The following is a 25062-nucleotide window of genomic DNA, read 5'->3' as shown; positions in this document are numbered from 1 at the left end:
GATAGCTTATGGCAAAAGGCACCCATATCATCCATCGTGTGGTACTGAACATTGAGGTATCAGGACGTGGTATGGCAAAAAGTGCCGAAAATGCAGTAAAAAGTTATTTTGAACAAGTATTATTAAAACGGATTGAAGAGATCCTGGATAGTATCGACACAGATAGTCACCTGTTAATCGATAAGATGGACCTTGATCTTGGTAGAATTATTTTAAAAGATGATGTGCCTATCGGACTGGAAGAGAAATTGATTGAAGCTTTTCAGTCGGTTGCAATTGATTTGGAGAAGCCTGGAGATAATGCGGATGAGGCTGCTTTTACCCGGCTAACCGAACCGCACAAAGCTTTTAAGACATTTGTTTATTTCCTTGAAAACGGGCGCTTGCCCTGGTATGCTTTATCTGTACTGCAAAATGAAGATGCATGGCTTGATGAAATTTACGGGATACTAAAAGCAGATCTGGCCGCAAAAAACGAATTGCTAAAACTGATCAGCAAGCCTGTGGTTTTGGGCAGGTTGTTTGCGCAATTTCGCAGGTCTGTTGTGAAACAACTTGTTATCCTCTTACTGGATTTAGCTATCGCGGATATCGACCGGGTTATTGATCAGCAGGTGAAATTATATGTTGCCGATGAGGCTATTACAACTGCCGAAACGTTCGCATTTTTTGAAAAGATTGTCCTACTGATATTCCTGCGCTCTGCAGACCGGCAAATACTGGCATTGCCTCATTTACAAAAGCAGTTAACCTATATCCCTTATCAACCACAAAACACGATAATTGACGACCTGAAGATAGTTGACGCGTTATTATCAACAGAAACCAGCAAAACCAATATCAGCGATGATAAAACACCAGATGAACAGCAGGCCGAGGCCGACGGCATATTTGTGAGCCAGGCCGGGCTGGTGATTTTGCACCCTTTCCTTGAATATTTCTTTAAAGATTTTGGGCTGATCCAGAACGATGATTTTGTTGATATCCATGCAAGGCAGCTCGGTGTGCATTTACTGCATTACCTTGCTACAGGACAGATAAACGCTTTTGAATACGACCTGTATTTCGAGAAGTTTTTTTGCTGCTGGCCGGCAAACGCGGTGATCGAACGGGAGGTTGACATTCCGCAACTAATGCGCGATGAAGCTGATAATATGCTGCTTGCGGTTATCAGGCATTGGAGGGCGCTGAAAAATACTTCGCCGGGCGGCTTGCGCGAGGGCTTTTTATGCCGCAATGGTAAACTGATAGAAAGTGAAAACCCCGTAAGGTTGATCATTGAAAAGAAAGATATGGATGTGCTGCTTGCCACCTTGCCCTGGGGCATAGGTGTGGTAAAACTGCCTTGGATGCGTGAACCTTTTTATGTGGAATGGCAATGACGACAGGAAAAAAGGCGGCACCGGCAAATACCCAACACGCGCAATCTGCATCGCAGAAGGACGTTGCTAAGAATGGCTTTTTTTCTGCCAATGAGGTGCAGCAACCCTTTTTTGAAGCGGCACAGGTTCGCGCTAAAATGACCGTGAATGAGCCCGGAGACCATTTTGAAAAACAGGCTGACCACGTTGCCGACAAGGTAGTGCAGCAAATAAGCCAGCCAAAACCTGTGCAGCCTGTCGCAGTTCAGAAAAAAAGCGACGAGAAAGAAGATAAAAAAGAGAAAGAGCTAAATAAAGGCGAAAAAGAAGTACAACGCAAACCCATTTTTGAAAGCGATGCCGACCCTAACGAAGGCGATAATTTAAAGCGCAGCAGTCAATCTGCCGCGCCTGATGTTTCGCCGCAAACCCAACACCGCATAGAAAGCAGTAAAGGCGGTGGAGAACCGCTACCTGCCAATACCCGCGAAGAGATGGAAGGCGCCATGGGCACTGACCTTAGCGCGGTACGGGTACATCATGGCAATGAAGCTGCCGATCTGAGCAATCAACTACAGGCGCAGGCTTTCACGCATGGCAACGATATTTATTTTGGGGAGGGTAAATATGATACCCAAAGCCAGTCGGGCCGGCATTTGCTGGCGCATGAACTGACCCATACAGTGCAGCAGGCTGGTGCTATAAAACGTAAGGAAATGCCTTCCATACAACGTGACGAAGCTGCCACAACAGGCGCTGCGCCCGCCACTGCACCGGCCGCGTCTGATAGAGTTTTTTCAGACCCCGCGATTGGATCTATTGATATCGATGCCAGAAAAATTGAACTGGCAACGTTAAAAGTGCCCGCCTTTAAACGTATGTACCATCAGCCCGGCCTAATTATACCCCGCAACGCAACAGGCGAGGACAGACCCAATAACCAGGTGTCGGTTTGGAGAGCCGGAATTAGAAGCGAAGCCGAATTTAATTCCAGGCTTGATGCAAAAATTCAACGGGAAAACCCGCCTGCCATCAGAAGCACAAGCGGTACGCCGTTGTATTATATGAAGCTAAAACGTGCCAATAATTATGCTATAGGCTCGCGCGCAGATATCAGGAATGCCGCCATGGTGCCTTCGTGGAATATAAGCGGCAGCGAGGTAAGTTATGATGTCGATCACAAAAGAGAACTGCAATTAGGCGGCCTTAATGCTTTTGAAAATTTTTGGCTCTTTGATTCAGATGCGAATCAAAGCTCGGGCAGAAACATTAATGGTGAGTTTGTACGTGCTTTCGGGGCACTCAAGACCGCCGCACGGGCCAATATTAATGAAAGCAATTTACCGTCCGATCTGCCAGCTGCAAAGCAGGGGTTTGAAATAAAAATAAACCAGTTTACTTACAACCTGCCTTTTACCGGTAACCCCGAAAACGTTTGGCAGGCGTCAGAGGTAACCAGTGGTTTACCGCTTGATGGTTTAAACCTTTTAACAGCCGCACAGATAGAGGCTGCCGGTTTGCGTGGACGAAGCACGGGCGGCACCGTTACGCAGCTTACCATCATGTCTAAAAGTACAGGGGGCAGCCTTCAGCGCATTCCATGGAATGATGGGGATACTTCGAAGGAGGTAAGCTTCCGGTTCGGGCAAAACTTTCATGTAACCAATGTAAACTATGATATTAGTGGTGAGGGCGGCGGCTCTATTACTGGTATAGCTTTTCGTGATCCTGAAGGACCCGCGCTGGTTGATCCCGCATCATTAACATTTCAGGTAATTAAAAGCAGAAATGTTAATTATGGTGGATATGTATCTGAGGCCAGCGTTCAACAGCAGGTGGCAAGCATTCTTAGATTAAGGGGCATGAGCCCTATAACGTTGCAGCAAGCCTCGTTTGATGAAAATGGCATCAGCGGTGTTGGTAAAGTGCTGCCCACTATCAGACTGTTTGAAGGCGCTGATGTAGATATTGTTATCAACGGCTCAAGTGTCCGTTTGCGGAAAATATTTAATGGCAGCGAAATTAGGCTGCCACCACCGTTTTCTGTGACAAACACCAGTTTGCAGGTATTTGTTGATTCGGCAGCCGGTTTGGGTGCTGAAGGTAACCTGCAGTTTGAAATAAGCAATGTTGGCAGGGGTAGCGTAACTGCTTCGGCCTCAACAGGGCAAGGTTTTGCCGTTAGGGGAACTTTTGAGTTAGATCCGCGCTATTTTGATTCAAACATAACTGTTGCCTACGCCAATAATCAGTTTACAGTTGAGGGAAATGCCCGCATAGGAGCCGGAAAGATAAGGGGAATAAAAAGCGCCAGCCTTCACTTTAGTTATGAAAACGATGTGCTTACAGCAACCGGTACAGCCGAACCAGATATTAAAGGTATAAGAAGTGCTGAACTTAACGTATCATTTGGTAATAACCAACTGGTGATAGGCGGTAGTTTTGTACTTGATGAAAATATACCCGGCATCCAAAGCGGTAATGGCACAGCGCAGTTAACGCGAGGGGCCGATGGCATATACCATGTAACTGCAAGCGGTACAGCAGTGCCCAGGATCCCGCACATCAATACTTCGCTATCTATTAATTATGATGACGGTGCGCTTACGCTTGAAGGTACCGCCGCTTATACTGCCGACAGAGTTTCGGGTAATGTAACGGTAGGTGCTACTAACCGAGCCATCGGTGCAGACGGTACTCCGTCGGGCCCGGCAGGTGATCATTTTACTGCTTACGGTTCAGGTTCGTTAACCTTAAGGGTGACCGACTGGCTGCAGGCTACGGCCACTGTGCGGGTAACCCCGGCCGGAGAAATTGAGGTGGTTGGCCGCCTTGAATTACCGTCATCGGTTGATGTATTTCCGCAGAAGGCGATTAACAAAAACCTATTTACCGCGCCGACTATCCAGATCCCGTTATTTGCCATTCCGCTTGGACCGCGCAGTATTGGTTTGGTGGCTACCATCAATGGCGGCTTAGATTTTGAAGCAAGTGTTGGCCCCGGCCAATTGCGTAATGTTTTCGGGCAGATAGAATTTAACCCGTCACATCCTGAAGATACCCGGATCTCGGGCGGTGCGCAGTTTGTAATCCCGGCACATGCAGGCATTACCCTCCATGCCGATTTGGGGATAGGTTTAAGCGTAGCCGCTGCAAGTGTTACAGGCGGTATCGAGATACGTGGTGGTTTAGGTTTAGAGGGCGAAGCAAGCGCCAGCGCTGATCTGTCATGGTCCCCAACATCGGGCTTTGAGTTTAACGCTCTTGGCCAGATAGAGGTGCATCCTCAATTTACTTTTGATGTTAATGCCTTGTTACGCGCATCACTTGATCTGGGTGTTACCAGCCTTTCAAAAGAATGGCGGCATAACCTGGCGGCATTTAGTTACGGCCCGGATATTCAGCTTGGTGTTTCGTTACCGGTACATTATAAAGACGGCGAACCATTCGATATTTCGACAGACGATATCCAGGTGACTTATCCGCATATAGATATACCGCAAATGGCGAGCGGTTTAGCAAATCAAATAAGTAATGCGATAATATGATGAGTAGCGATAATCAACTTACAGAACTGATCAACCTGGGGGCTATACAGCAAATGCAGGGTAATTTTGATGTTGCAGAAATGTATTATACCAAAGCATCGGCAATCAATGAGCAAAATGTAACGCTGTTAAACAACCGTGGGATGCTTTTTTATCAGCAGCAAAATTTCGAAGAAGCGCAGGCTATTTTTAATAAAGTTATTGAGTTGGACGATAATAATGCGACCGGCTGGCTTAACCTGGCCAATACGCTGGTACTACTTAACAACGGCGAAGAAGCACTCAACGCGTACAAACAAAGCCTGAAACTAAGGCCGCAGCAGTTTGAAGCCTGGGAGGGCCTGGCAAAACTGTACATGCTGGCCAATGATATGACGAGTGCCGAAAGCTGCTGGCAACGCGCCATAGACATGGGCCCTGGTAAACCTGAATTATTATTGGGTTTGGCACAGGTTTATTTGTCGGGTAATAAGTTTGTCGATGCGCTTGAATTGGCGCAGTACGTATTAACGCAAAATCACCAAAACACAAAGGCGTTGCAAACTGCCGGGCTGGCTCACTTTATGCTGAAAAATTACGGGCTGGCTATTCAATATTTCAGGCAGTATTTAGGGTTGATCGCCGGTGATACCGCTGTTAGGAACCATCTTGCTGTAGCATTGCTGCAAAGTGGCGATCTGCAGGCCGGAGCGGCAGAATATGAAACGATATTGAAGTTTGACCCTGAAAACATCGAAGTGCGCATTAATACCGGCGTGCTTTGCCTAAGCTTTAACCGTTGGGATGATGCACTGGCTCATTTTGATCATGTGCTGCAAAATGATCCCGGTCAAAATAAAGCGAAGCTATATCGAGGGATCGCCCTGGTATCGCTCAATAAAAAAGACGAAGCCCGACAAGTTTTTGAAGACCTGATGCAGGATAAAACCGGCGATTGGGCCGCGCCGGCCAAAAAACAATTGAGTTTACTGAACAATTTAAATTAACCGATAATGAAATCAAGCCATACCCGCCAGCCGCTGCATACACAGCGCACCGGTGATAAATCTGACAAACCTTTTTTCGGCGGCAACCGCGAAAAAAACAAACAGAGCGACAATGCTTTTTTCCAGGCGAAAAAAATTGATGGTAACCAGGATACTGCTTTGGAGAACGAGGCCGACTCAGTTGCCCAAAAGGTAACTATGGCGCAACAGGCGCCGGTTAAATCGGCACAGCGTATGGGACAGATGAGTGTGCAGAAAAAAGGTGCCGACGATGAAAAGGATGCCAAGGCGCAAAAGAAAGAGAAGAAGGACGAAAAGGACGAGCCGGTACAAAAAAAGGAAGAAGATAAAAAAGAAGCGCCCAAAGGTGCCGAAGAAGAAAAAGACGCCAAGAGCACACAGAAGAAGGAACAGAAAGACGAAAAGGACGACGCTAAAGCGCAGAAAAAAGGGGACGACGAAGAAAAGAAGGATGCCAAGCTACAAAAGAAAGAAGCGAAGGACGAAAAAGATGAAGGTAAGCCGCAGAAAAAAGAGAAGGCTGATGAAAAGGATGATAAAGCTGCTGCTGTTCAAAAAAAGGAAAATAAGCCCGAGGGGGCCGGCGAGAAGACCGAGGGAAAGCATGAAAGCAACGAGGATAAATTTGATAGGTTGCTTAACAAAAGCAAAGACGGTGGCAGCCCGCTGCCCGCCAAGGTGCGTACGCAGTTAGAACACCAGATGAACGCCAATTTTGAAATGGTGCGGATCCATACCGGGCAGGAAGCAATTGAAATGTGTAACCTGTCGAAAGCGCAGGCGTTTACACATGGTAATGATATTTACTTCAATGCCGCCAAGTTTGACCCTGAAAGTACAGCGGGTATGACCTTGCTGGCACACGAATTAACACATGTGGTACAACAAAATGGTCCGCGTAAATAATGATGGCTACAAATATCAAACAGCTAAAAAACTACTTACAATATGTGGCGGGGTGCCTTGAGGCGCGCCTGCAAACCGTATTTGGCCAGCAGGGTACGTATTTGCCGCCCCTACTACCGCGGTTGGATGTTAACGGCAGCGCCATAGATCAGCTCATTGAAAAACATAACTTAAACAGTGGCGAGATCATCGTATTGATGCTGGCTTTGGCACCGCATTTACAGCTCGATGTTTTTGACCAGGTTATTCAGCCTTATATGCAGGAGTCTGGCGATTACCAGCAGGTTGGCGGGGTGCGCAGCCGTAACGGGCGCAGTTTTTTACCAACCGGGCAAACCGCCGCTTTTATTATTACAGGCAATGATCTGCAAAAGAGCCTTGAAGTTACCGCGCTCTTTCATCATCACCATATATTTGGCACTAACCATATCCTGCATCTTGAAGATGTGCCCGAGGGCGAACCGGCATTATGCGGCCGTATTATTTTAGAGGCCGAATACATTGAGCTGTTAACAACCGGCAAACAATCGACACCAAAGCTGAGCATGAATTTCCCGGCGCAATATTTAGAAACTGCTTTTAATTGGGATGACCTGGTGTTGAACAGCTCGACTAAAAAACAGATAGCCGAGCTGGAAAGCTGGGTGAACCATCATCACCAGTTAATGGGCGAGTGGGGGATGCAGCGCCAGCTTAAACCCGGCTATCGCGCACTGTTTTACGGCCCGCCTGGTACGGGTAAAACGCTCACCGCGTCGTTGCTGGGTAAGTACACCAACAAGCCGGTTTTCAGGATAGATCTTTCTATGATCGTGTCTAAGTTTATTGGGGATACGGAGAAGAATCTTTCGCATTTATTTGAGAAAGCCGAGAACAAAAACTGGATCTTGTTCTTTGATGAAGCCGACGCGCTTTTTGGTAAACGTACCAATGTAAAAGATGCACACGACAAGTACGCCAACCAGGAAGCATCATACCTGCTACAACGGGTTGAACAGCATGACGGGCTGGTAATACTGGCTACAAACTTTAAAAACAATATTGACGATGCTTTTATGCGTCGCTTTCAGTCGGTGGTGCATTTCCCATTACCAAATGCCGAAGAGCGGCACATCATCTGGAAAAAATCTTTCCCGCCCAAGGCCCAAATAAACGGCGACCTTAACCTTGAACAGATTGCCCGTAAATATGAGCTTAGTGGTTCGGGGATACTCAACGTAGTGCAATTTGCCTGCCTGCAAATGCTGGCGCGAAAAGCGTCACATGTTACGCATGATATCGTATTGGAAGGTATCGAGCGCGAGTATCACAAAGAAAACCGGGTATGGTAATCAGCTAATGATGAGTAAGCTATTTAGTGACATCAAACATAAAATATTGGCTTCCGGTTTCTCCGTTTGCAGTAAAGCCTTGAATAATGCCAATATATCTGCCTGGTAAGTCAGAAGTGTAAAAGCTGATATTATTCTTTCCCTGTGCATCTGTTTTTACGTCAGGCGACCAATAAAGTAAGTTCCTGAAATCGGGCATTAAGCTATTATATGCTTTTTCTGTATCATATTGAGGCGAGTAAAACTGGCGCTGTAATTCCAGCCCGTCATAATCCACTATAACAGCATGTGGGTCTATTTCTGTGCCACCTAAGTCGCCTTTAAATGTGCTGAAACTTAATATCCCGTCCTCGTCTGTCGCGCCGTAATAGTAAGTATAGGGCACGGTTTCCAATTTATATATCTTAAAAGGGTCAAAAGAAAATACTTTCTTCATATTAAAAAATGGTACACCATCCAGCATTACCATCGGGTTATAAGGGCTTAAATATTCCGTCCCCATATGGATCATGATATGCGCGTCGTTTTTTGTGTGCCTGATATTTACCTCACTGATATACTCGCGTAGCACCTCATCAATTGTTGCAAAGCGTGTATAGTAGTCAAGTAAATAAGTTTTATATGGCGGCCCGAAAAAAGCCGTTGAGTCAACCTCCGGATCGTAAAATTGCCTGGCTTTTGCAGCATTATAAATATTTTGTACCTGCATATTACGGCTAAGCTCTTTAAATAGAGGTTGCATTGCTGCCGTTACTGTGAATGGCGGCAAGTTTATTTTGTCATACTGATCAGAAAAAGGGCTTTTAATTTCAAAATGATACGTTGTATCAATAGTTGTGTTTGGTTGTAAAACAAGTTCGCCCGGACCATAAAAATTTTTCATGTTAAATATCAAACGACCCAACGAGTCGCTTACAGATGTGTATAACTGTATTCGTTTGCCGGGTATGGATAAATAGGCTAATACATTTTGAGCGGCCTTGTTTGTATTGTTGGTAACCTGTGCAGTTACTATAGGGCCGTTATGTTCAGGCAGAAAATTAAAGGCAGGCTGTTTATTTGTCAATACATCATTCCAATTAAACTTTCTCCAGCCCTGGGTAAGCATAAGGTTATCAATCGCTTCATCATTTTCTGCACTGGCTTGCTGAAAATAATATCCAGGCGATTCTACGTAACCTTTAAGATCACTGCTTAGCCATATAGAGCTGCTGATATCATCAGTAAACGGATGCTGCAATGAATCGAGGCGATAAACAGATAAAGAAAGATCCGCCATGGCCGGATCACCATTTTTGCTCGCCGCGTTTATGTTTACCGCGACTTTTTTCCGTACGGCATATTGTTGCTGTTCAGTACCGCCATTGATAGCCAATGTTTTTGCCGGGCGTTTAAAGTATAACCGCTCTGCAACCGGTTTCCGTGCGTTGTTAAATAGTGTCAGTTGCGAAATGCCATCGCCAAGCTTGCTTTTGGCAATATTAAAATGGGCAACACCGTTATCGGTGGTTGCGGCATCAACCTCTTTGATTACATTGTGGGTATGTGTAAACAGGTACACGTTTTCTGTGGGTAAGTTGGTATTTACGGTAACGGATAAAATATCATTGCCATCGTTTTTAACCGACATTACGTAGCCGTTGCTGTTAATTGCCGGCAGGTTTTTTTGTATGATCTTGCCCCCTATATCAATAATTGCTTTGTAAGTTTTGCTGCTGTTTGGCTTGAAAGAAAAATGTCCTATTCCAAATTTTAAAGGTTTGAATTTTACAACGGTATCATTTTTCTCGTCGATAACAGCACCTACAAAAGGCAGGCCTTTTCCCCACTGGTCAGCCATCTTAAAACCAACAGTACTGGTTATGCCGTTTACCAGGTTACCGCCCTCCGGGAAAAACTGAATGTCATAATCTGTTGATGAAATTGCAACTTGTTTATCAGGCGATTTTAATGGGTTTATGATAATAAGTTGTTTATTGTAATAGTAATCAGGACTAAAGTTTTTCATCCATGACGTATATGCCCGTAATGAAAAATTACCGGATGGTAAAGTAACAGGCAGATATACCGATCCGTTGCCTGTGCCATTTTGCATTGAAATTTTCGCCTGCAATACCGGCCTGTGTTCCCCATCTAAAACTTCAATATAGGCTACTTTGCTAAAATCAAGCGGTTTATGCGCAATACCATCAACACAGTAAATTTTAATCCACATCAATTCGCCGACCGTGTAGGTGTTTTTATCAGTATGCACAAAAAGTTTTTCCTGCAATTGGGTTGAGTGATATTGCTCAAAGCTTTTTTGCACATCAGGTAATACCTGTGCCAATAAATTTGTTATCGGCATAATGACAATAACAAGTACAAAATATACAGTTTTAGTTATTTTTATCATTGCCAAAAACTTGGTTTTATTATAGTTCCGCGTAAAGTACAATCCACACAAATGGGCGAACTGGCCAAATAGCCTTGCCCATGAGAAAGCGAATTGATCTTTGTTATCGGTAAAAACACACCGCTGCCTTTAATTTGCTGGTCCACCTGGTTGACAGATTTACCACCTATTGTGATATCTTCAAAAATGCTGTCGGCTTCACAATCGTAAGGATATGTAGCTTTCCAGCTTTGTGGCAGCATCTCATTTTTAACAAATATCCTTTTTGACTGAACAGTAGAGGCACTAATATACCCCACAACATTTTCTGTAGGGTCTGTAGTGCAATGTATATTGCCTGTTATTTCTGATGGTTGCGCATCAAATATGCTACCTAGTTGCTCAGTATTCTTTTTTAAATTTTGCCAGAAATTGAATGCATCACTGGTAAGCGCATACTGGTAAACTATTACGCTGTATTCAACTTCGATCTTTTCTGATGAGGAAGGTACAAATGCAACCGGGGCTTGTGCAATAACATCCTGTGTAAGTTTGGCTGATGAGCCAAGTAAAACATTGGCAGAGTTAGCGCTTGAGTAGCAGTAATAAATTTGTTTATCAAGCGGCCTTGGCTGAATATCATTGTTTATTACGTAGTAAGTTGATTCATATTTAGAATGAAATTCCCAGGTTTCAATATAGTCCCACCGGTAATACCTTGTAGTATTAGCGGCATCATGCGTATCAAGATTTATTTGCAGACCATTGTTTTTTATGCTGTAATTGAGAGCGTCAATTACAGGGGTTATTTTAACTTCAACATAATCTGATACATAATTTTTGTTATCGGTAGTTATGATATGAAGCCGGTATTTTTGGCTGTTGTTTAAGCTCAGCACCGCTGTATAATTCCCTTTTGTATCGCCCTCTAATTTGTAGGTTGAGTTGTCAGCTCCTTCTACAATTACCTGCGCGTTATTAACAGGGGCGGTTACTGCTGTATCTAACCTAACTATCCTGTTCAACTTAAATCTTGTAGTGTCATTGCCGGGGTTAATAAAACCCTCAACCACCAGTTCGCCGGTTTTATATTTTGCTAAAGACGGATTATACGGTTTTTTACAACCGATAATAAGTATTGCGGCTGCAATCATGAAAATTATCTTATCTATCCCTGTTGTCATGGCCTTCATCATTAAAATCGGATATTATAATTTATAAAAGGTATAGGCTTAGCAAAAATGGAGAGTTTATACCCGTTAATGGCTCCACCTTGTTCGGTAAAATAGGTTGAATAAGCATTTGCCCGCCCGGTTAAATTATATACACCAATGCTCCATGAATTATGTGTAAGCTGATGTACCGTATGATTACCCTCAATGTTAAATGAAAAATCTGAACGGAAATAATCCGGGATACGGTCGGCATTCCGGTCGCCGTAATATACCCTTTCTGATCCGCCGTAATAATATTTTCCTATAGGCAATGTTATAGGGCGGCCAGTGCTATAAACTACATTTAATGAAATGCTGTAACGATGGGTAAAACGATAGTTACCGGTAAGGTTAAAACTATGCGGCTTGTCATAATTTGCAGGATAGTAATTGCCGCCGTTTATCAATTCGCCGGCGTTAGGGTCATCCTGTTTTAAAAAGGTACGTGAATAGGTGTAACTCATCCAGCCGTTTAATTGCCCTTCGGTTTTTTTGATCAAAAATTCTATTCCATAAGCTTTTCCCCGGGTGTTAAGTACATCTTGCGCTATATGATCATTTAACAATAGCACGGCGCCGCTCTTATAATCCAGGTAGTCTTTAATGCGTTTATAGTATACCTCTAAAGATGTTTCGATAGTGTTGGAATTTGCATTCTTATAGATCCCAAAAGATACCTGATCGCCTGATTGCGGCTTGATGTTAGGGTCGCTTAACTTATAAACATCAGTAGGGGATATGGCCGTAGTGTTTGAAAGCAAGTGAAGGTATTGATGTAACGTATTATAGCTGGCTTTTAAAGAAAAATCGCCGGTTACATTATAACGTAACGATGCCCTTATCTCCGGGCTTTGGTATGTTTTGATAATGTGGTTTTTTGCGTAGGTAACACTGTCAATAATATTTGTGCTTTCTCTTGGTAAATTCGGGGCGTATTGATCTACAGTTTGCGGCCCTAAATAATTGTAAATAGAATATCGTACACCAAAATCAAAAGTAAGGTCTGGGGTCAGGTCATATTTGTCGCCTATATACAGTGCGCTTTCCAGTGCCTGCTCTGCCGGTACAATATCAGGTGCTATCAGTGATTGATTGCTGTAAGTCTCAAAATTGCCTGAATGTAATTTGTAGTAAGTAGAAGTTAAACCAAAATTAATGGTGTTTTTACGGTCGAGATAATAGGTGAAATCTGCCTTAAGGTTTGACTGATTGATGTTATAGTTAAGGTTATAGCCATTGGTAGGGATAGTATTACTTGATACCTGGTACTGATACCTGTCATAACCGGCTATCAACACGCTGTATAGCTTATCATTAAAGTTATGCTTCCACTTTAGGTTGATGTTTTTATTGCCATAACTATAAGTTGTATCGCTGTTTAACCTGAACGCGTCATGGCTCATGTAGGTGGTTAAGTAAAGGTTATTCTTCTCATTGATCTGGTGGCTTACATTAAAGTTTACATCATAAAATGACGCGCTGCTATGTTTATATTCTTCTGGCAAAAGGCTGAGCAGCCAATTAGAATATGAGGTGCGCGCACCTAAAATAAATGATGTTTTGTCTTTGTCAATCGGGCCTTCAATATTAAGCCTGCTGGTTAGCAAACCTATACCTGCTGTACCTGTAAACTTTTTCTTGTTTCCTTCCCTGTCAGTAACGTCAAGTACTGAAGCAAGGCGACCGCCATATTTTACAGGGATGCTACTTTTATACAGTTCAACATCCTTTACAATATCCGGGTCAAACGCCGAGAAAAACCCAAAGAAATGCGACGGGTTATAAATTGTAGCATCGTTTAATAATATCAGGTTCTGATCTGCCGAGCCACCGCGCACATTAAAGCCGGTTGTTGCTTCGCCGACAGACTGCACGCCCGGTAAGGTTAAAACCACACGTAAAATATCAGCCTCGCCAAAAACGGCGGGCACCTGCTTGATACTTCTTATGTCCAGTTTATTTACGCCCATTTCTATACTGCGCACGTTGGCCACTTTATCTTCAGATATCTTAACCTCTTTTAATGAAGTGATCAGCTCCTGCATTTCAATGTTCAAACGGCCATCGCCAAATAGGTTAATCTGCCTTTTGGTATCGCGCATACCTATACCGTGTATGATCAGTGTTTGGCGTCCGCGTGGCAAGGTAAGCGTGTAATAGCCGTATTGATCTGTTGCTATCCCGGTTTTTGTATTTGCAACAGTTACACTGCCCCCAACAACCGACTCGCCTGTTTTGATATCCTTAACATAGCCTGATAGTATTACATTACCTTTGACAGCGTTTGACGCTGTACCAATAGTGTATAATTTATTTTCGACAGTAGCCTCTGTGGCAGGACGCTCTTTATCAAGATTAAAATCTTCAGGTACATTATTAGTAACAGCTGCCGGATTTTTTTCGGAATTAGTGTTACTAAAGTAACCTGTTGCTATCCGCGACTCGATCTGTTTGCCTCTGGTTAAGAAAACCTGTTGCTGATCCGTTACTATGGTGTAATGATAATTTGTGTTTTTAAAGGCCTGATCTAACACCGCAGCAAGTGGTTGTTCTGTAATATGCAGCGTAATCCTTAGACTGTCAAATTGGGTAGTATCCACATAAAACTGGTAGCCTGTTCTGGCTTTCAGATCAGAAACAAATTGCGTAATAGTAGCTTTGTCAAAGTCTGCGCTAATGCTTTTGCCATTTTGGGCAATTGCAAACTTTGCAAAAAATATCAAACCAAATAAAAGGAAAGCTTTTCTCATATTATTGGTTTAGGTGATCATAATAAGTAGCTATAGCAGTCATTGCGCCTTCCTTATCTTTTCTGTACTTTATTTTTTTATCCTTTATAAACTGCTTGATCTCTTTTGCATGATCTTTAAGCGTTGATGTAAAACTACCTTCACTGTTTGCTTTATAATAGGTATTGTTTTTAAACAAATAATAATCGGTTGCTGTATTGGTAAAGTATGATGAAATGCCACCCTGGCCTAAATTGCTCTCGCCCTGTATGGTTTTTGTCCTTTTAGCCAAAACCTTTATTTTTCCATCATAAAGTGCATCATAATAGCCTTCTTTTACCTGATTGGATAAAGAAGCGTCCGGCTTTATGAAAATGAAATGATGGTCAAGGATGTCAAAAGATGTCACTTTTTGAGCGATAAGATACATCATTAATTGGCTATTGTATAAGTAGGTTATTAACTGGTCTTTGTTCAGGTCATAAAATAGTTTAACATCTTTATAAGTATAACCATCATATTGTATATTGCCAGTACTTGCAGAGGTAACATCCATAAAATAAGGATTGCCTTTGATAGAATTATTGTAAGGTAAGTAAGCTAAACCATTATAAAGCCTTGATTGTGGCCCTAATGCTTTATTGAAATTGTTTTCGGCATTGGCATAAACTTGTGCTGCTTTAGTATCAGCCAGGCTATCTGTGGTTGCCTGGGCGAAAGTAGAATTTACCAAAATAAATTCCAGGCAAATGCACAATGTGATCCGGATTAGAAATTTAAACATTCATAGATGTATTTGTAACAGGTAATTTAGGCAATAAAACCGTATAAAATCAAATAGATAGTATCTTTTAATCAAAATACTGCACAATTCGTCTGTTTTATAACGGGTGGTTATGCGTGTGATATGTGAAACCGCAATATCAAATTAGGGTCAGGAACATTTTGGCGCCATTGCTCTATTTCAGAGAATTTACCCACGCCGGGATAATCGCCGGTTTTGCCTTGCATATCAAACATCAATTGAAAATGAAGGTGTGGCGGCCAGTTGCCGTTTACGTCGGTGGTACCCAGTTCGCCTATTTTTTGGTTTTTGCTGATCGGTTGCCCAACGCTCAACCCCGCCAGGCTGGCGCGCGACAAATGGCCGAATAAATTATAAAGCCTCAACCCGTCAAGATCGTATTCTAAGATGATCGTCGGGCCGTAATCGCCAAAATTATTGTTGTCGCTAAAGCTATGAACGATGCCATTTAATGGTGCATAAACCGGCGTGCCGGCTGCGGCCCAGATATCAATACCCAAATGCAGGCGGCGCGGTTCATGTTTTGAATTGAACAAGGGGCTGCGGGCATACAAAGTGCGATGTTCCATATACCCGCCAATACCATAGCGGCAACCACTTGCTGCAAGCCGTGCGTCTATCCATTTACAAAACTGGTCGGTGTCTATCAGTACTTCAATATCCAATTCGGTATTGGCAGCGGTAAAATCAAAAGGGTAAAGGTGGTCTGTAGCGGCATCAAAATCAACAACTTTACCAATTGCACCTGGGTGCGTATTAAGGTAGGCGGTCAATCTTTCGGTTGGAGTCATTGAAGAAGCAGACAGGATCTTTTAATAAGCATTATATACGTTATTCCGTATCCGGCTGCTTTTCTTCGCGATGGATCTTATCAAAGATCTTTTCCATGCGGTCAACATACTCGCTGGTGTCGTCAATAAAAAACTCAAGCTGGGGTATTATCCTTACCTGGTCTTTAATGCGGCCACCAAGTTTATACCTTATTTCTGACGCGTGCAATTTTATGGTTTGAAGTGCCAGCGTGGTATTGGTATTATTAAAAAAACTTAAAAACACCCTCGCGATTGCCAGGTCGGGTGTAACCCTTACTTTGGTTATGGTTACCATTGTATTTGGTAAATAATTCATCCCCTCGCGCTGAAAAATAGCGGCAAGGTCCTCTTGTATTACTCCGGCAAATTTTTGTTGACGTTTTGATTCCATAATTATTTAATTAACGCCAAACAGGCAAATGAGTTTAGATTTTTAATATTTAACAATATAGTACTAAAAGTTTACTTACAACCCGCAGGTATATCTTTAGTTAACTTTATCAGTTTTTTTACGATCAGTGTGCTATCATAAGCGGCACCCGGGCCACCTTTTGTCGACTTCACTTTCCTGCCTTCAACCTCAACATACACCTGGTCGCCTTGTTGTTCAAAGCTGATAGCCTGCGAGTACTGAAGCTCTAACTGCGTCGAGCTGTCGGTAACCCAAAGCTCGGTTTGTTTACCGCATGCCTGAAAGGTTTTAGCACCGGGCGCAAAGCTGTATAATCCCTTTAATGTAATAGGGGTTATATCCGGTTTGGCTATAGTTTGACCTTGTTCCTGATCGGCTTTTTTATCAGGCCCATGGTTACAGGCGGCTATAGTTACTATCCCCAGTAAAGCAAAAAATAGTTGGCCTTTAATTAAACGCATGTGTCAAATTTATAAATCTTGTTTAATATCGTCCAATCCTTTTATACTTAATCTGGCACTAATGCCCGATGCTATAATTGAAATAACAGCAACCGTTAAAAACACCAGGACAAAATTATCGGCCTTAAGCTGTATAGGGTAGGCATTGTTTGGTGTACTTATTTTACCGCCTACCTGGATAAGGCCGTACCGTTGCTGCAAGATACAAAATACAAAGCCAAGCACAAGGCCAATAATGCAACCAATTAATGATATCATCAATCCCTCAAAAAAGAAGATACCTTGTATTAACCGACTGTTGGCGCCTAAGCTTGACAGGATGGCAATATCCTTACGTTTATCAATAACCAACATGGTTAATGAACCTACAATATTAAACGCGGCAATGACTATCACAAAAGCCAGTATCATAAATACCGACCATTTTTCGGTATTAAGCGTTTTGTAGAGTGATGTATTTTGTTGCTGGCGTGTTTTAACCGTAAACTGTTCGCCTAATTTGTTTTGTATCTCTTCTTGTAAAGCGGCAATATCGTTGCCTTTTTTAAAATTAAGATCGATGGACGAAACCGTTACCGGCAGATCAAGCAAATCGCGGGCAAAGTCAAGCGGGACGATAATGGTGTCGTCATCATCCTGCTGAATAGAAAATACACCTGATGGATAAATGCTGCGGCTGATAAACTCGTCTGACGGGTTCATGGAAACTACGCTGCGTCGTCGCGGGGCATAGATCTGCATGGGAGTGGTAGTATTATTAACGTTGACCGAAAGATTATTCTGAATAATAACACCAATCACGGCCATCGGGCTATCGTTTGTCCGTAAGGTGAACGATCCATCCAGGATAGTGCTGTCCAGGCGCGGGTTTTTTAAAAACTCATCGCTAACACCCCTTATGTTACCTATAACTGGTTTGCCGCCATATTCAATTACAACGTTATCCTGCAAAACTTCTGTATATGACAGCAATCTTGTATCTTTATGCAATATCTTAAAATAAGCTGTGCCCGGATCAAAGGTCTTTCCAAGTTTGGCTTCGATGCGCAGCTCGGGCGAAAAGTTACTGTTAAGCGCGAATATTATTTTTTCAAGCCCGTTAAACACCGACAGCAGGATAATAAGCGCCGCGGTGCCTATCAGAATCCCCAGCATGGATATCCCCGAAATAATATTTACAGCATGCATTTTTTTGCCCGAAACCAGGTAACGCTTTGCTATGTAGATAGAGGTATTCAATTTTATGCTGATGAAGTTTATACGGTTTACATTAGTACAATATGCCGTGCGTGGTAAAAATACGTAAAACCAACGATGCCTAACGTACTACGTTAAAAAAGGATTATGCTGCTTTTCAAAACCAATGGTAGTTTCGGGCCCATGGCCGGGATATACCACGCAGCTATCAGGCAGTAATAACAGCTTTTGCTCGATATTATCTATCAGTTGTTTAAAATCGCCGCCGGGCAGGTCTGTGCGCCCAATGCTGCCCCTGAACAGTACGTCGCCGCCTATCAGGTAATTGGCTTCGTCGTCATAAAAACATAAGTGAGCAGGCGAGTGGCCGGGCGCGTAGATCAAACTTAAAGTAGTATTGCCAAAGCTCACCGTTCCCGTTTCGCCTAAAAAAACGTCAGGTATAGGCGATGGCTCATAACGGAAGCCATATTGGGGCGCATAACCCACAACGGCCTCCAGTACCGGCAACTCGCCTTTGTTAAACTGGGGCTTAATGCCGAACATATCAAATATAAATTTGTTGCCCAGCACATGGTCAATATGGCAATGGGTGTTAAGCAATAAAACCGGTTTCAGGTTATTGTCTTTAACAAAATTTACTACCGCATTCTGCTCGGCAGAGGTATCCATTCCGGGGTCTATTATAGCGCATTCGCAGGTTTCATCATATAAAATATAGGTGTTTTCCTGGAACGGGTTATTGGGGAGTACTTTTACTGAAGCCATGTTTTATTTATTTCGGATATCGGATTTTGAATTTCGGATTTTGGGTAACATATATCAAATCCGAAATCGAACATCCGAAATCCGATATCGGTATTACTTTTTCCATTTAAAGGTTGCTATCATCACGTTTATGTCCTTCTTAACAAAGTTAAGTACGGGCTGGATAGAATCAAGCCGCGGCTCGGTATTAAAATACAAAGCGCCGCGCATATAGTTTTTCACGCTGTCGGTTAGAAAAAACTGGACGGACGATGCCGCGTTGCCGCCAATGGTATAATAAATGCCATATACTTTATGCGCAGGGATACTGATGCTGCCCTGGTCTATGTCCGTAGCCTTTACCGTGTTTTTAAAGGCGAATTTATGCGCGTCCTCAACCAGTTCGTCGAATACTTTTTTTGAGGTGATGCTTTCATAGCTTAAATGCAGCGTGCCGTTAAGCTGTTTAAACTGCATATTTAGCAGCTGGTTCATATTCAGTAAGCTATGAGCCACGCGTGTTTGGGTGTCCTTTTCTATCACCGCGTAGGTAGGGTACTGAAACGTGAACGGATGATCAGACACATATTCGCGGTATGCTTTTTTGGGCAACTCGATACGGAAGTACCCCCGCGGTTTTGGCGAATAGTCATGACTATTGCCGCAAGCTGCGAACAACAGAAGTCCAATGATCAGTATAGGGATGATCCTCATGGATGTTTTTCTTTTGAGTTCCAGATCTCCCACGATTTTTCGGCCTGTAGTACCAGCATTTCATAGCCGTTTTTAGGGGTAGCGCCACGCTCGGCGCCCTTTTTTAAGAAAAGCGTTTCGGGCGGGTTATACACCAAGTCATACAGCAAATGCTCGTCGGTGATGGCCTGGTAGGGTATGGGCGGGCATTCGTCAACCTTTGGGGCGGTGCCCAGCGGTGTAGTATTGATGATCAGCTTGTGGTTTTTAATATGGTGCGGCTTCAATTCGTCGAACGTCAGGTTGTCGGGAATTGCCTTGCGGGTGACAATTTTGTAAGCGATATCCAGGTTCTGCAGCACGCATTTAACGGCTTGCGCCGCGCCGCCGTCGCCTAATATCAGGGCATCGGTATGCTGCTCTTTTAATAACGGCCTTAATGACATTTCGAAACCATACAGGTCGGTATTAAAGCCTTCAAGCCTGAAATCATGGCCCTCAACACCTACTTCGCCGTTAAAGGCTGCCAGTACCGGGCTTTCTTTGGTGATGCGGATACAGTTTACCGCGCCGGCATTGCGGGCATCATGCTCTACCCAGTCTAAATACTTTAACACATTCTTTTTGTGCGGGACGGTAACGTTAAGCCCGCAAAGATTGGGGTGAGCGTCTAAAAGGTCCTGCAGGTCTTTAATGTGCTCAAGCGTGTACAGATCATATACCGCGTCTTTTATGTTCTCGTCTTCAAACTTTTGGGTGAAGTACTTCTTTGAAAATGAATGCGACAGCGGAAAACCAATAAGCCCGTATTGTTTCATGGTGTAATATTAGTAACAAACAACGAGGATTTTAAATTTATTGTATAAAGCAGTTAGTTGGGCATACCTTATACCCCTGCCGTCATCCTGTCCCGATGGCTATCGGGTTGTTTTAGGATCTTAAAGCGGCGATAGGGGCTGACAATATCCTTTGCTGCTGGTCCGAATGACACCGTCGCCTTAGCGTAACGGGTGTACCAAACTGAAGGTGTCCCGGTGATACATATTGATACACCTGTTTTTGTAATTGTTTGATAATTAATAAACTAATTCTGTGAAATTGCTTTCATGATACAGTTTGGCACAGATTTATTGATGTTTTTCAGGATAAATCAAGGACAAATACTGACAAAATAGCGCCACCATGGTTTAACAAAATATGCTATCGCAAGGGTTCCCGTTGAGAAGAAGGAAAAAAAATAAAAATATTTTTTAATTTACCGAACGTTTGGTAATATTGTATCGTGATTTGGAACGAAAGTAATATGGCTTTATCCGTTATAAATTAATTATAAGATGCGCAACAATAAAGTTGATCCTGAAAATGTAGACCAAAAGCTGTTTGAAATATTCCGCAGCGTAGGTTATGACGGTGCTTCAATGGAATCGCTTTCGCAAGCTACCGGCTTAAAAAAAGCCAGCCTGTATCACCGTTTCCCAAACGGGAAACAGGAAATGGCACAACATGTGCTAAAAAATGTAGAGCAGTGGATCAATGATAATATTGTAACTGTATTGGCAGATAAGGCTATCAGCCCTTCCATCCGGCTTAAAAAGGCAATCAGTTCACTGGGTAAACTATATAACAATGGGGCTAATAACTGCTTACTTCGCACCTTGTCTATCGGCCCTGATGCAGGCATTTTCAAAGAGACGGTTACCCATTGTTTTAACCTGATCACCCAAAGCTTTACCGAACTTTTAATTGAAGCAGGCTTACCTGGAAGTGAGGCTAAGAAAAAAGCAAATCTAATCAATCCTTTATTACAAGGGGCACTGGTGTTATCTGGTGCGACAGGCGATAATTCGCACTTTGAAAACTGCCTGGATAACATAGGGCAATTTTTACAGACCACCAACTAAGCAATTATTTTTTTAATAGATATAAAAAAGAAAATAAATATGATCTTATTATTTACCGAACGTTCGGTAAATAAATTAACAAATCAATAATTAAATAAACATGAAAACACAAACGCAACACAACTTTATCAAAATTAATGGAGTAAACATTTTTTACCGGGAAGCCGGTGATAAAAGCAAACCCACGCTGGTATTACTGCACGGCTATCCAACCTCATCACATATGTACAGGAACCTGATCAGCGACCTGTCTGACAGTTATCATCTCATCGCACCTGATTATCCCGGTTACGGCCGCAGCGAACAACCTGCCATTGCCGATTTTGCTTACACTTTTGAAAACTTTGCAACTATCGTAAAGACATTGCTGCAAGAACTTAACATTAACAAATACAGCTTGTATGTAATGGATTATGGTGCCCCGGTAGGCTGGCGTATCGCATCGGCTGCGCCCGAAAAAATTGAAACGCTGATCGTGCAAAATGGCTGCGCCTATGATGAAGGCCTGGAAGAGTTCTGGGACCCAATCAAGGCTTATTGGGCAGACCGCAACAATAAAACCGCAGAGGACACTTTGAGAACATTCCACAACGCCGACGGACTTAAATGGCAATACACCAATGGCGTGCCTGATACCGGCCTGATCAGCCCGGATAACTGGGAGATAGACCTGCGCCACCTGGAAAGGCCTGAGAACGCGCAGATCCAGCTTGATCTTTTTTATGATTATCGTACCAATGTTGATCTGTATCCCCAATGGCAGGAATATTTCCGAAAGTACAACCCTGAGATGCTGATAGTGTATGGTAAAAATGACTATATATTCCCGGCATCGGGTGCCGAGGCTTATAAAAAGGATCTAAAAAACCTTGAATACCATTTGTTTGACACCGGCCATTTCGCACTGGAAAGCCACGGTAATGAAATAGCCGGCATTATCCGTAATTTCCTGGATAAGAAAACTGGCGCTAAAAATTAAGAATGAAATTTCTGCACCCCATGCCTGCTAAACAGGCATGGGGTTTTTTGCGTGAAGTGGTTATCAAAATCTATATTTACCTGTAATAACAAATTATGGAAGATCATAAGCTTTATTTAAACCGATGCCTGGAGCTGGCACAACAAGCGGCATTAGCCGGGGAAAGCGCGGTAGGCAGCGTAGTTGTAAAGGATGGGAAAATTATTGGCGAAGGTTTTGAACAAAGCCGCCGTTTAAAAGATGTAACCCGGCATGCGGAGGTGGTAGCAATTTTAGATGCTTTACAAAATAATGGCTCATGCGAGGGAGCAACATTGTATTCTAATGTTGAGCCTTGTATCCTTTGTTCGTACGTTATCAGGCATCAAAAAATAGCACATGTGGTATTTAGTAAATATTGCGGAGAACTGGGCGGCACGATTGAACCTTTCAATATACTAACTACCGGCAAAATTAAAACATGGGGCGATGCGCCAGAAATAGTCATTACGAATTAAAAAACGAAACTCAATCATCATTTTGAACTTTTAACCTCACCCCTTGTTATACCCACATGAAAATTTACCAGCAGCAGATCAGGTTATCCCGGCGTAAACGGGGCTTTCACCTGATCACGGCCGAGGTATTGGATGCCCTTCCGCAGATCCGCGAACTGAAAAGCGGCATATTGCAGGTGTTTATTCAGCATACCTCGGCTTCGCTTACCATCAATGAGAATGCCGACCCTACCGTGCGCCGCGATTTTGAAACCTACTTTAACAAGGCCGTGCCCGAAAATGATCCTGATTATATCCATAACGACGAAGGTCCCGACGATATGCCGGCACACCTTAAAGCTGCGCTACTGGGCTGTTCGGTAACCATACCCATCAGCAACGGCCGCCTGGCGCTGGGTATCTGGCAGGGCATTTACCTGTGCGAACACCGCGACTACGGCGAAGCCCGCAACCTGATGCTTACTGCATGGGGTGTGTAACGTGGGCTGGGTGACGTAACACCATAATTAAAAAGATTGTCATTTCGAACGAGGAACGAGGAGAAATCTATACACTGCTCAGGCGGATAACTATCTATGTATAGATCTCTCACTATCGTTCGAGATGACAGCGTAAAAAAGCGGTGGGATTGTGCGATTCCCCTCTTGAGAGGGGTGAAGGGGTGTGTCCTGTCGCGCGTTTAAACACACCCCTGCAACCGCACAGTCGCCGCGCCCCCTCTCAAGAGGGGAGTTTTTTAAGCGGGATTTCCAAAATCTGGGTTTTAGTAAATATCAGGGCTGGGCGTAGCGCTGTTACGCTATCTTTTTGATCTGTTTGGTTTCGCCGGTTGCCATGGTGAGGCGGCCGTTGTAGATGCCCCCGGTTTCAACCAGTAAGGCGGCTGTGTCTATATCCCCGGTTATTTTGCCGGTGCTTTTTATCTCGAGCGATTGGGCTTTGATATTGCCCGCTATGATGCCGTAAACGATCAGTTCTTTGGTGGTAACGTTGCCGGTTATGATCCCTTTTTCGCCCAGTATCAGGCCTTCGCTTACCACTACGTCGCCGGTTACTTCACCGTCAATACGCACCACGGCAGGGGCGTTGATATTACCGGCTATAGTACAGCCTTCGCTAATTAAAGTCGATATGGTTTGCAGGTCAAGCGCTACTTTATCTTTTTTAGAAAAAACACCCATGGTATGCTCTGTTAATTAGTTGTTCAGGGTTAAAAATTTCACCGGGTTAATTGGTTTGCCGTCTTTACGTACTTCGTAATGCAGGTGTGTGCCGGTAGAGTGGCCGGTCGATCCAACCTCGCCAACCTTATCGCCTACAGCCACAGTTTGCCCCACCTCAACCGTAATGCGCGACAGGTGCCCGTACAGGGTTTCAAAGCCGTTGGCATGCGCCACACGTACGCATTTGCCGTAACCGCCATACCATCCGGCAGCTACTACACGGCCATTGGCGGTACATTTAGCTACGTCGCCGCGGTGACCTTTAAAGTCAATACCGGGATGGAACTCGGCATGGCCTGAGTCGAACGGATCACTGCGGTAGCCAAAGCTTGATGTCATGGAGCTGATGCGCGGATAACCCATCGGCGTAAAGCCCACTGCATTAACCAGGTGCGACAGGTAATCGTTATAGGCCATGTAAACTTCTTTGTCAGAAAGCTTGGCGCCTGCGGCATTGTTATCGCCACCTACAGATTTGGTCTGGAAGCCTTTCAGTCCGCGTTTTCTTAAATAATCGTTAATGCTTTTCAGTTTCGCCTCAATGGATTGGATATAACTTTGGGCGTTATTTTTAGAACCGTCTTTTTGCAGTTCGGCAGGGATCTTGCCTTTAAGGCTTACTATCTGGCTAAGCAGCAATTGTTTTTCGGCCTCTTGCTGCTGGCTTTTGTTACGCAAAAATATAATGGTGCCTACCAGTAATGTCAATATACCTAATAACCCAATTCCGTAATATTTTAAGTGATTAATGTGCCGGGTACGCACTTGTATGGTTTTAGCGCCTTGTTTATTTTTGTTTAAAATAACAATGGTGCTTACATCCTTTGGCTTAAGTTTCATTTATACTTATTACAATTAGGGCTTG

At 43.5% G+C, this 25062-nt stretch carries 22 protein-coding genes; 9 read left to right on the top strand and 13 right to left on the bottom strand.

The window, feature by feature from the left end:
- The first annotated feature begins 8 nt into the window (after positions 1–8).
- The 5 genes from FO440_RS02135 to FO440_RS02115 are packed head-to-tail and all read left to right on the top strand — an operon-like array spanning position 9 to position 8153.
- Positions 9–1382, top strand: coding sequence for a contractile injection system tape measure protein (locus FO440_RS02135; protein ID WP_144246577.1), 1374 nt, complete (start codon positions 9–11; stop codon positions 1380–1382).
- On the top strand, positions 1379–4909 hold the full coding sequence (locus tag FO440_RS02130; protein ID WP_186292548.1) for an eCIS core domain-containing protein: 3531 nt from the start codon (positions 1379–1381) through the stop codon (positions 4907–4909). The genes FO440_RS02135 and FO440_RS02130 overlap by 4 nt, the downstream gene beginning before the upstream one ends.
- Positions 4906–5895, top strand: coding sequence for a tetratricopeptide repeat protein (locus FO440_RS02125; RefSeq protein ID WP_144246575.1), 990 nt, complete (start codon positions 4906–4908; stop codon positions 5893–5895). Before FO440_RS02130 ends, FO440_RS02125 begins: the two co-directional genes overlap by 4 nt.
- Positions 5896–5901: 6 nt before the next feature.
- On the top strand, positions 5902–6822 hold the full coding sequence (locus tag FO440_RS02120) for an eCIS core domain-containing protein (RefSeq protein WP_144246574.1): 921 nt from the start codon (positions 5902–5904) through the stop codon (positions 6820–6822).
- The gene (locus FO440_RS02115; RefSeq protein WP_186292547.1) at positions 6822–8153 is read left to right on the top strand and encodes an ATP-binding protein; all 1332 of its coding nucleotides are present in this window, start codon (positions 6822–6824) and stop codon (positions 8151–8153) included. The genes FO440_RS02120 and FO440_RS02115 overlap by 1 nt, the downstream gene beginning before the upstream one ends.
- A gap of 19 nt (positions 8154–8172) precedes the next feature.
- On the opposite strand, the gene FO440_RS02110 is transcribed toward FO440_RS02115, so the two are convergent.
- From FO440_RS02110 to FO440_RS02060, 11 genes are all read right to left on the bottom strand, one after another.
- On the bottom strand, positions 8173–10500 hold the full coding sequence (locus FO440_RS02110; protein WP_144246573.1) for a hypothetical protein: 2328 nt from the start codon (positions 10498–10500) through the stop codon (positions 8173–8175).
- Between the two features lie 44 nt (positions 10501–10544).
- Positions 10545–11681: a DUF4249 domain-containing protein gene (locus FO440_RS02105; RefSeq protein WP_186292546.1), complete on the bottom strand. Its 1137-nt coding sequence runs from the start codon at positions 11679–11681 to the stop codon at positions 10545–10547.
- A gap of 41 nt (positions 11682–11722) precedes the next feature.
- Entirely contained in the window at positions 11723–14491 is a 2769-nt protein-coding gene (locus FO440_RS02100) for a TonB-dependent receptor (protein ID WP_144246571.1), read from the bottom strand.
- Position 14492: 1 nt separating this feature from the next.
- Positions 14493–15254 carry a hypothetical protein gene (locus tag FO440_RS02095; RefSeq protein WP_144246570.1) on the bottom strand — a complete coding sequence of 254 codons (762 nt, stop codon included), beginning with the start codon at positions 15252–15254 and terminating at the stop codon, positions 14493–14495.
- 110 nt (positions 15255–15364) lie between these two features.
- Complete coding sequence (locus tag FO440_RS02090; protein WP_144246569.1) at positions 15365–16066, bottom strand: peptidoglycan DD-metalloendopeptidase family protein; 702 nt, start codon at positions 16064–16066, stop codon at positions 15365–15367.
- A 40-nt stretch (positions 16067–16106) separates the two neighbouring features.
- Positions 16107–16478: a 30S ribosome-binding factor RbfA gene (rbfA, locus tag FO440_RS02085; protein WP_186292545.1), complete on the bottom strand. Its 372-nt coding sequence runs from the start codon at positions 16476–16478 to the stop codon at positions 16107–16109.
- 71 nt (positions 16479–16549) lie between these two features.
- A complete protein-coding gene (locus tag FO440_RS02080; protein WP_144246567.1) occupies positions 16550–16960 on the bottom strand; it encodes a hypothetical protein in 411 nt (136 codons plus the stop codon).
- 9 nt (positions 16961–16969) lie between these two features.
- Entirely contained in the window at positions 16970–18199 is a 1230-nt protein-coding gene (locus FO440_RS02075; RefSeq protein ID WP_144246566.1) for an FtsX-like permease family protein, read from the bottom strand.
- 87 nt (positions 18200–18286) lie between these two features.
- Positions 18287–18925, bottom strand: coding sequence for an MBL fold metallo-hydrolase (locus FO440_RS02070; protein WP_144246565.1), 639 nt, complete (start codon positions 18923–18925; stop codon positions 18287–18289).
- A gap of 93 nt (positions 18926–19018) precedes the next feature.
- The gene (gene gldD / locus FO440_RS02065; RefSeq protein ID WP_144246564.1) at positions 19019–19618 is read right to left on the bottom strand and encodes a gliding motility lipoprotein GldD; all 600 of its coding nucleotides are present in this window, start codon (positions 19616–19618) and stop codon (positions 19019–19021) included.
- Positions 19615–20415, bottom strand: a complete 801-nt coding sequence (locus FO440_RS02060) for a shikimate dehydrogenase family protein (protein ID WP_144246563.1) — start codon at positions 20413–20415, stop codon at positions 19615–19617. The genes gldD and FO440_RS02060 overlap by 4 nt, the downstream gene beginning before the upstream one ends.
- 516 nt (positions 20416–20931) lie before the next feature.
- On the opposite strand from FO440_RS02060, the gene FO440_RS02055 reads away from it, so the two are divergent.
- The 4 genes from FO440_RS02055 to FO440_RS02040 all read left to right on the top strand — a co-directional run bounded on the left by FO440_RS02055 (position 20932) and on the right by FO440_RS02040 (position 23453).
- Entirely contained in the window at positions 20932–21498 is a 567-nt protein-coding gene (locus FO440_RS02055; protein ID WP_144246562.1) for a TetR/AcrR family transcriptional regulator, read from the top strand.
- 100 nt (positions 21499–21598) lie between these two features.
- Entirely contained in the window at positions 21599–22477 is an 879-nt protein-coding gene (locus FO440_RS02050) for an alpha/beta fold hydrolase (RefSeq protein WP_144246561.1), read from the top strand.
- Positions 22478–22572: 95 nt separating this feature from the next.
- Positions 22573–22974, top strand: coding sequence for a nucleoside deaminase (locus FO440_RS02045; RefSeq protein WP_144246560.1), 402 nt, complete (start codon positions 22573–22575; stop codon positions 22972–22974).
- A gap of 56 nt (positions 22975–23030) precedes the next feature.
- The gene (locus tag FO440_RS02040; protein WP_144246559.1) at positions 23031–23453 is read left to right on the top strand and encodes a secondary thiamine-phosphate synthase enzyme YjbQ; all 423 of its coding nucleotides are present in this window, start codon (positions 23031–23033) and stop codon (positions 23451–23453) included.
- A 315-nt stretch (positions 23454–23768) separates the two neighbouring features.
- Here FO440_RS02040 and FO440_RS02035 read toward each other — a convergent pair whose 3' ends face one another.
- Both FO440_RS02035 and FO440_RS02030 read right to left on the bottom strand, forming a co-directional pair.
- Positions 23769–24155 (bottom strand): bactofilin family protein, encoded by a 387-nt coding sequence (locus FO440_RS02035; RefSeq protein ID WP_144246558.1) that lies wholly within the window; start codon positions 24153–24155, stop codon positions 23769–23771.
- 15 nt (positions 24156–24170) lie between these two features.
- On the bottom strand, positions 24171–25037 hold the full coding sequence (locus FO440_RS02030) for a M23 family metallopeptidase (RefSeq protein WP_144246557.1): 867 nt from the start codon (positions 25035–25037) through the stop codon (positions 24171–24173).
- Positions 25038–25062: the final 25 nt, after the last annotated feature.

Source organism: Mucilaginibacter corticis (assembly GCF_007558865.1).
GTDB classification, from domain to species: Bacteria; Bacteroidota; Bacteroidia; order Sphingobacteriales; family Sphingobacteriaceae; genus Mucilaginibacter; species Mucilaginibacter corticis.
The sequence above is the reverse complement of the archived record's forward strand: the minus strand, read 5'-3'. Positions and strand labels throughout refer to the sequence as shown.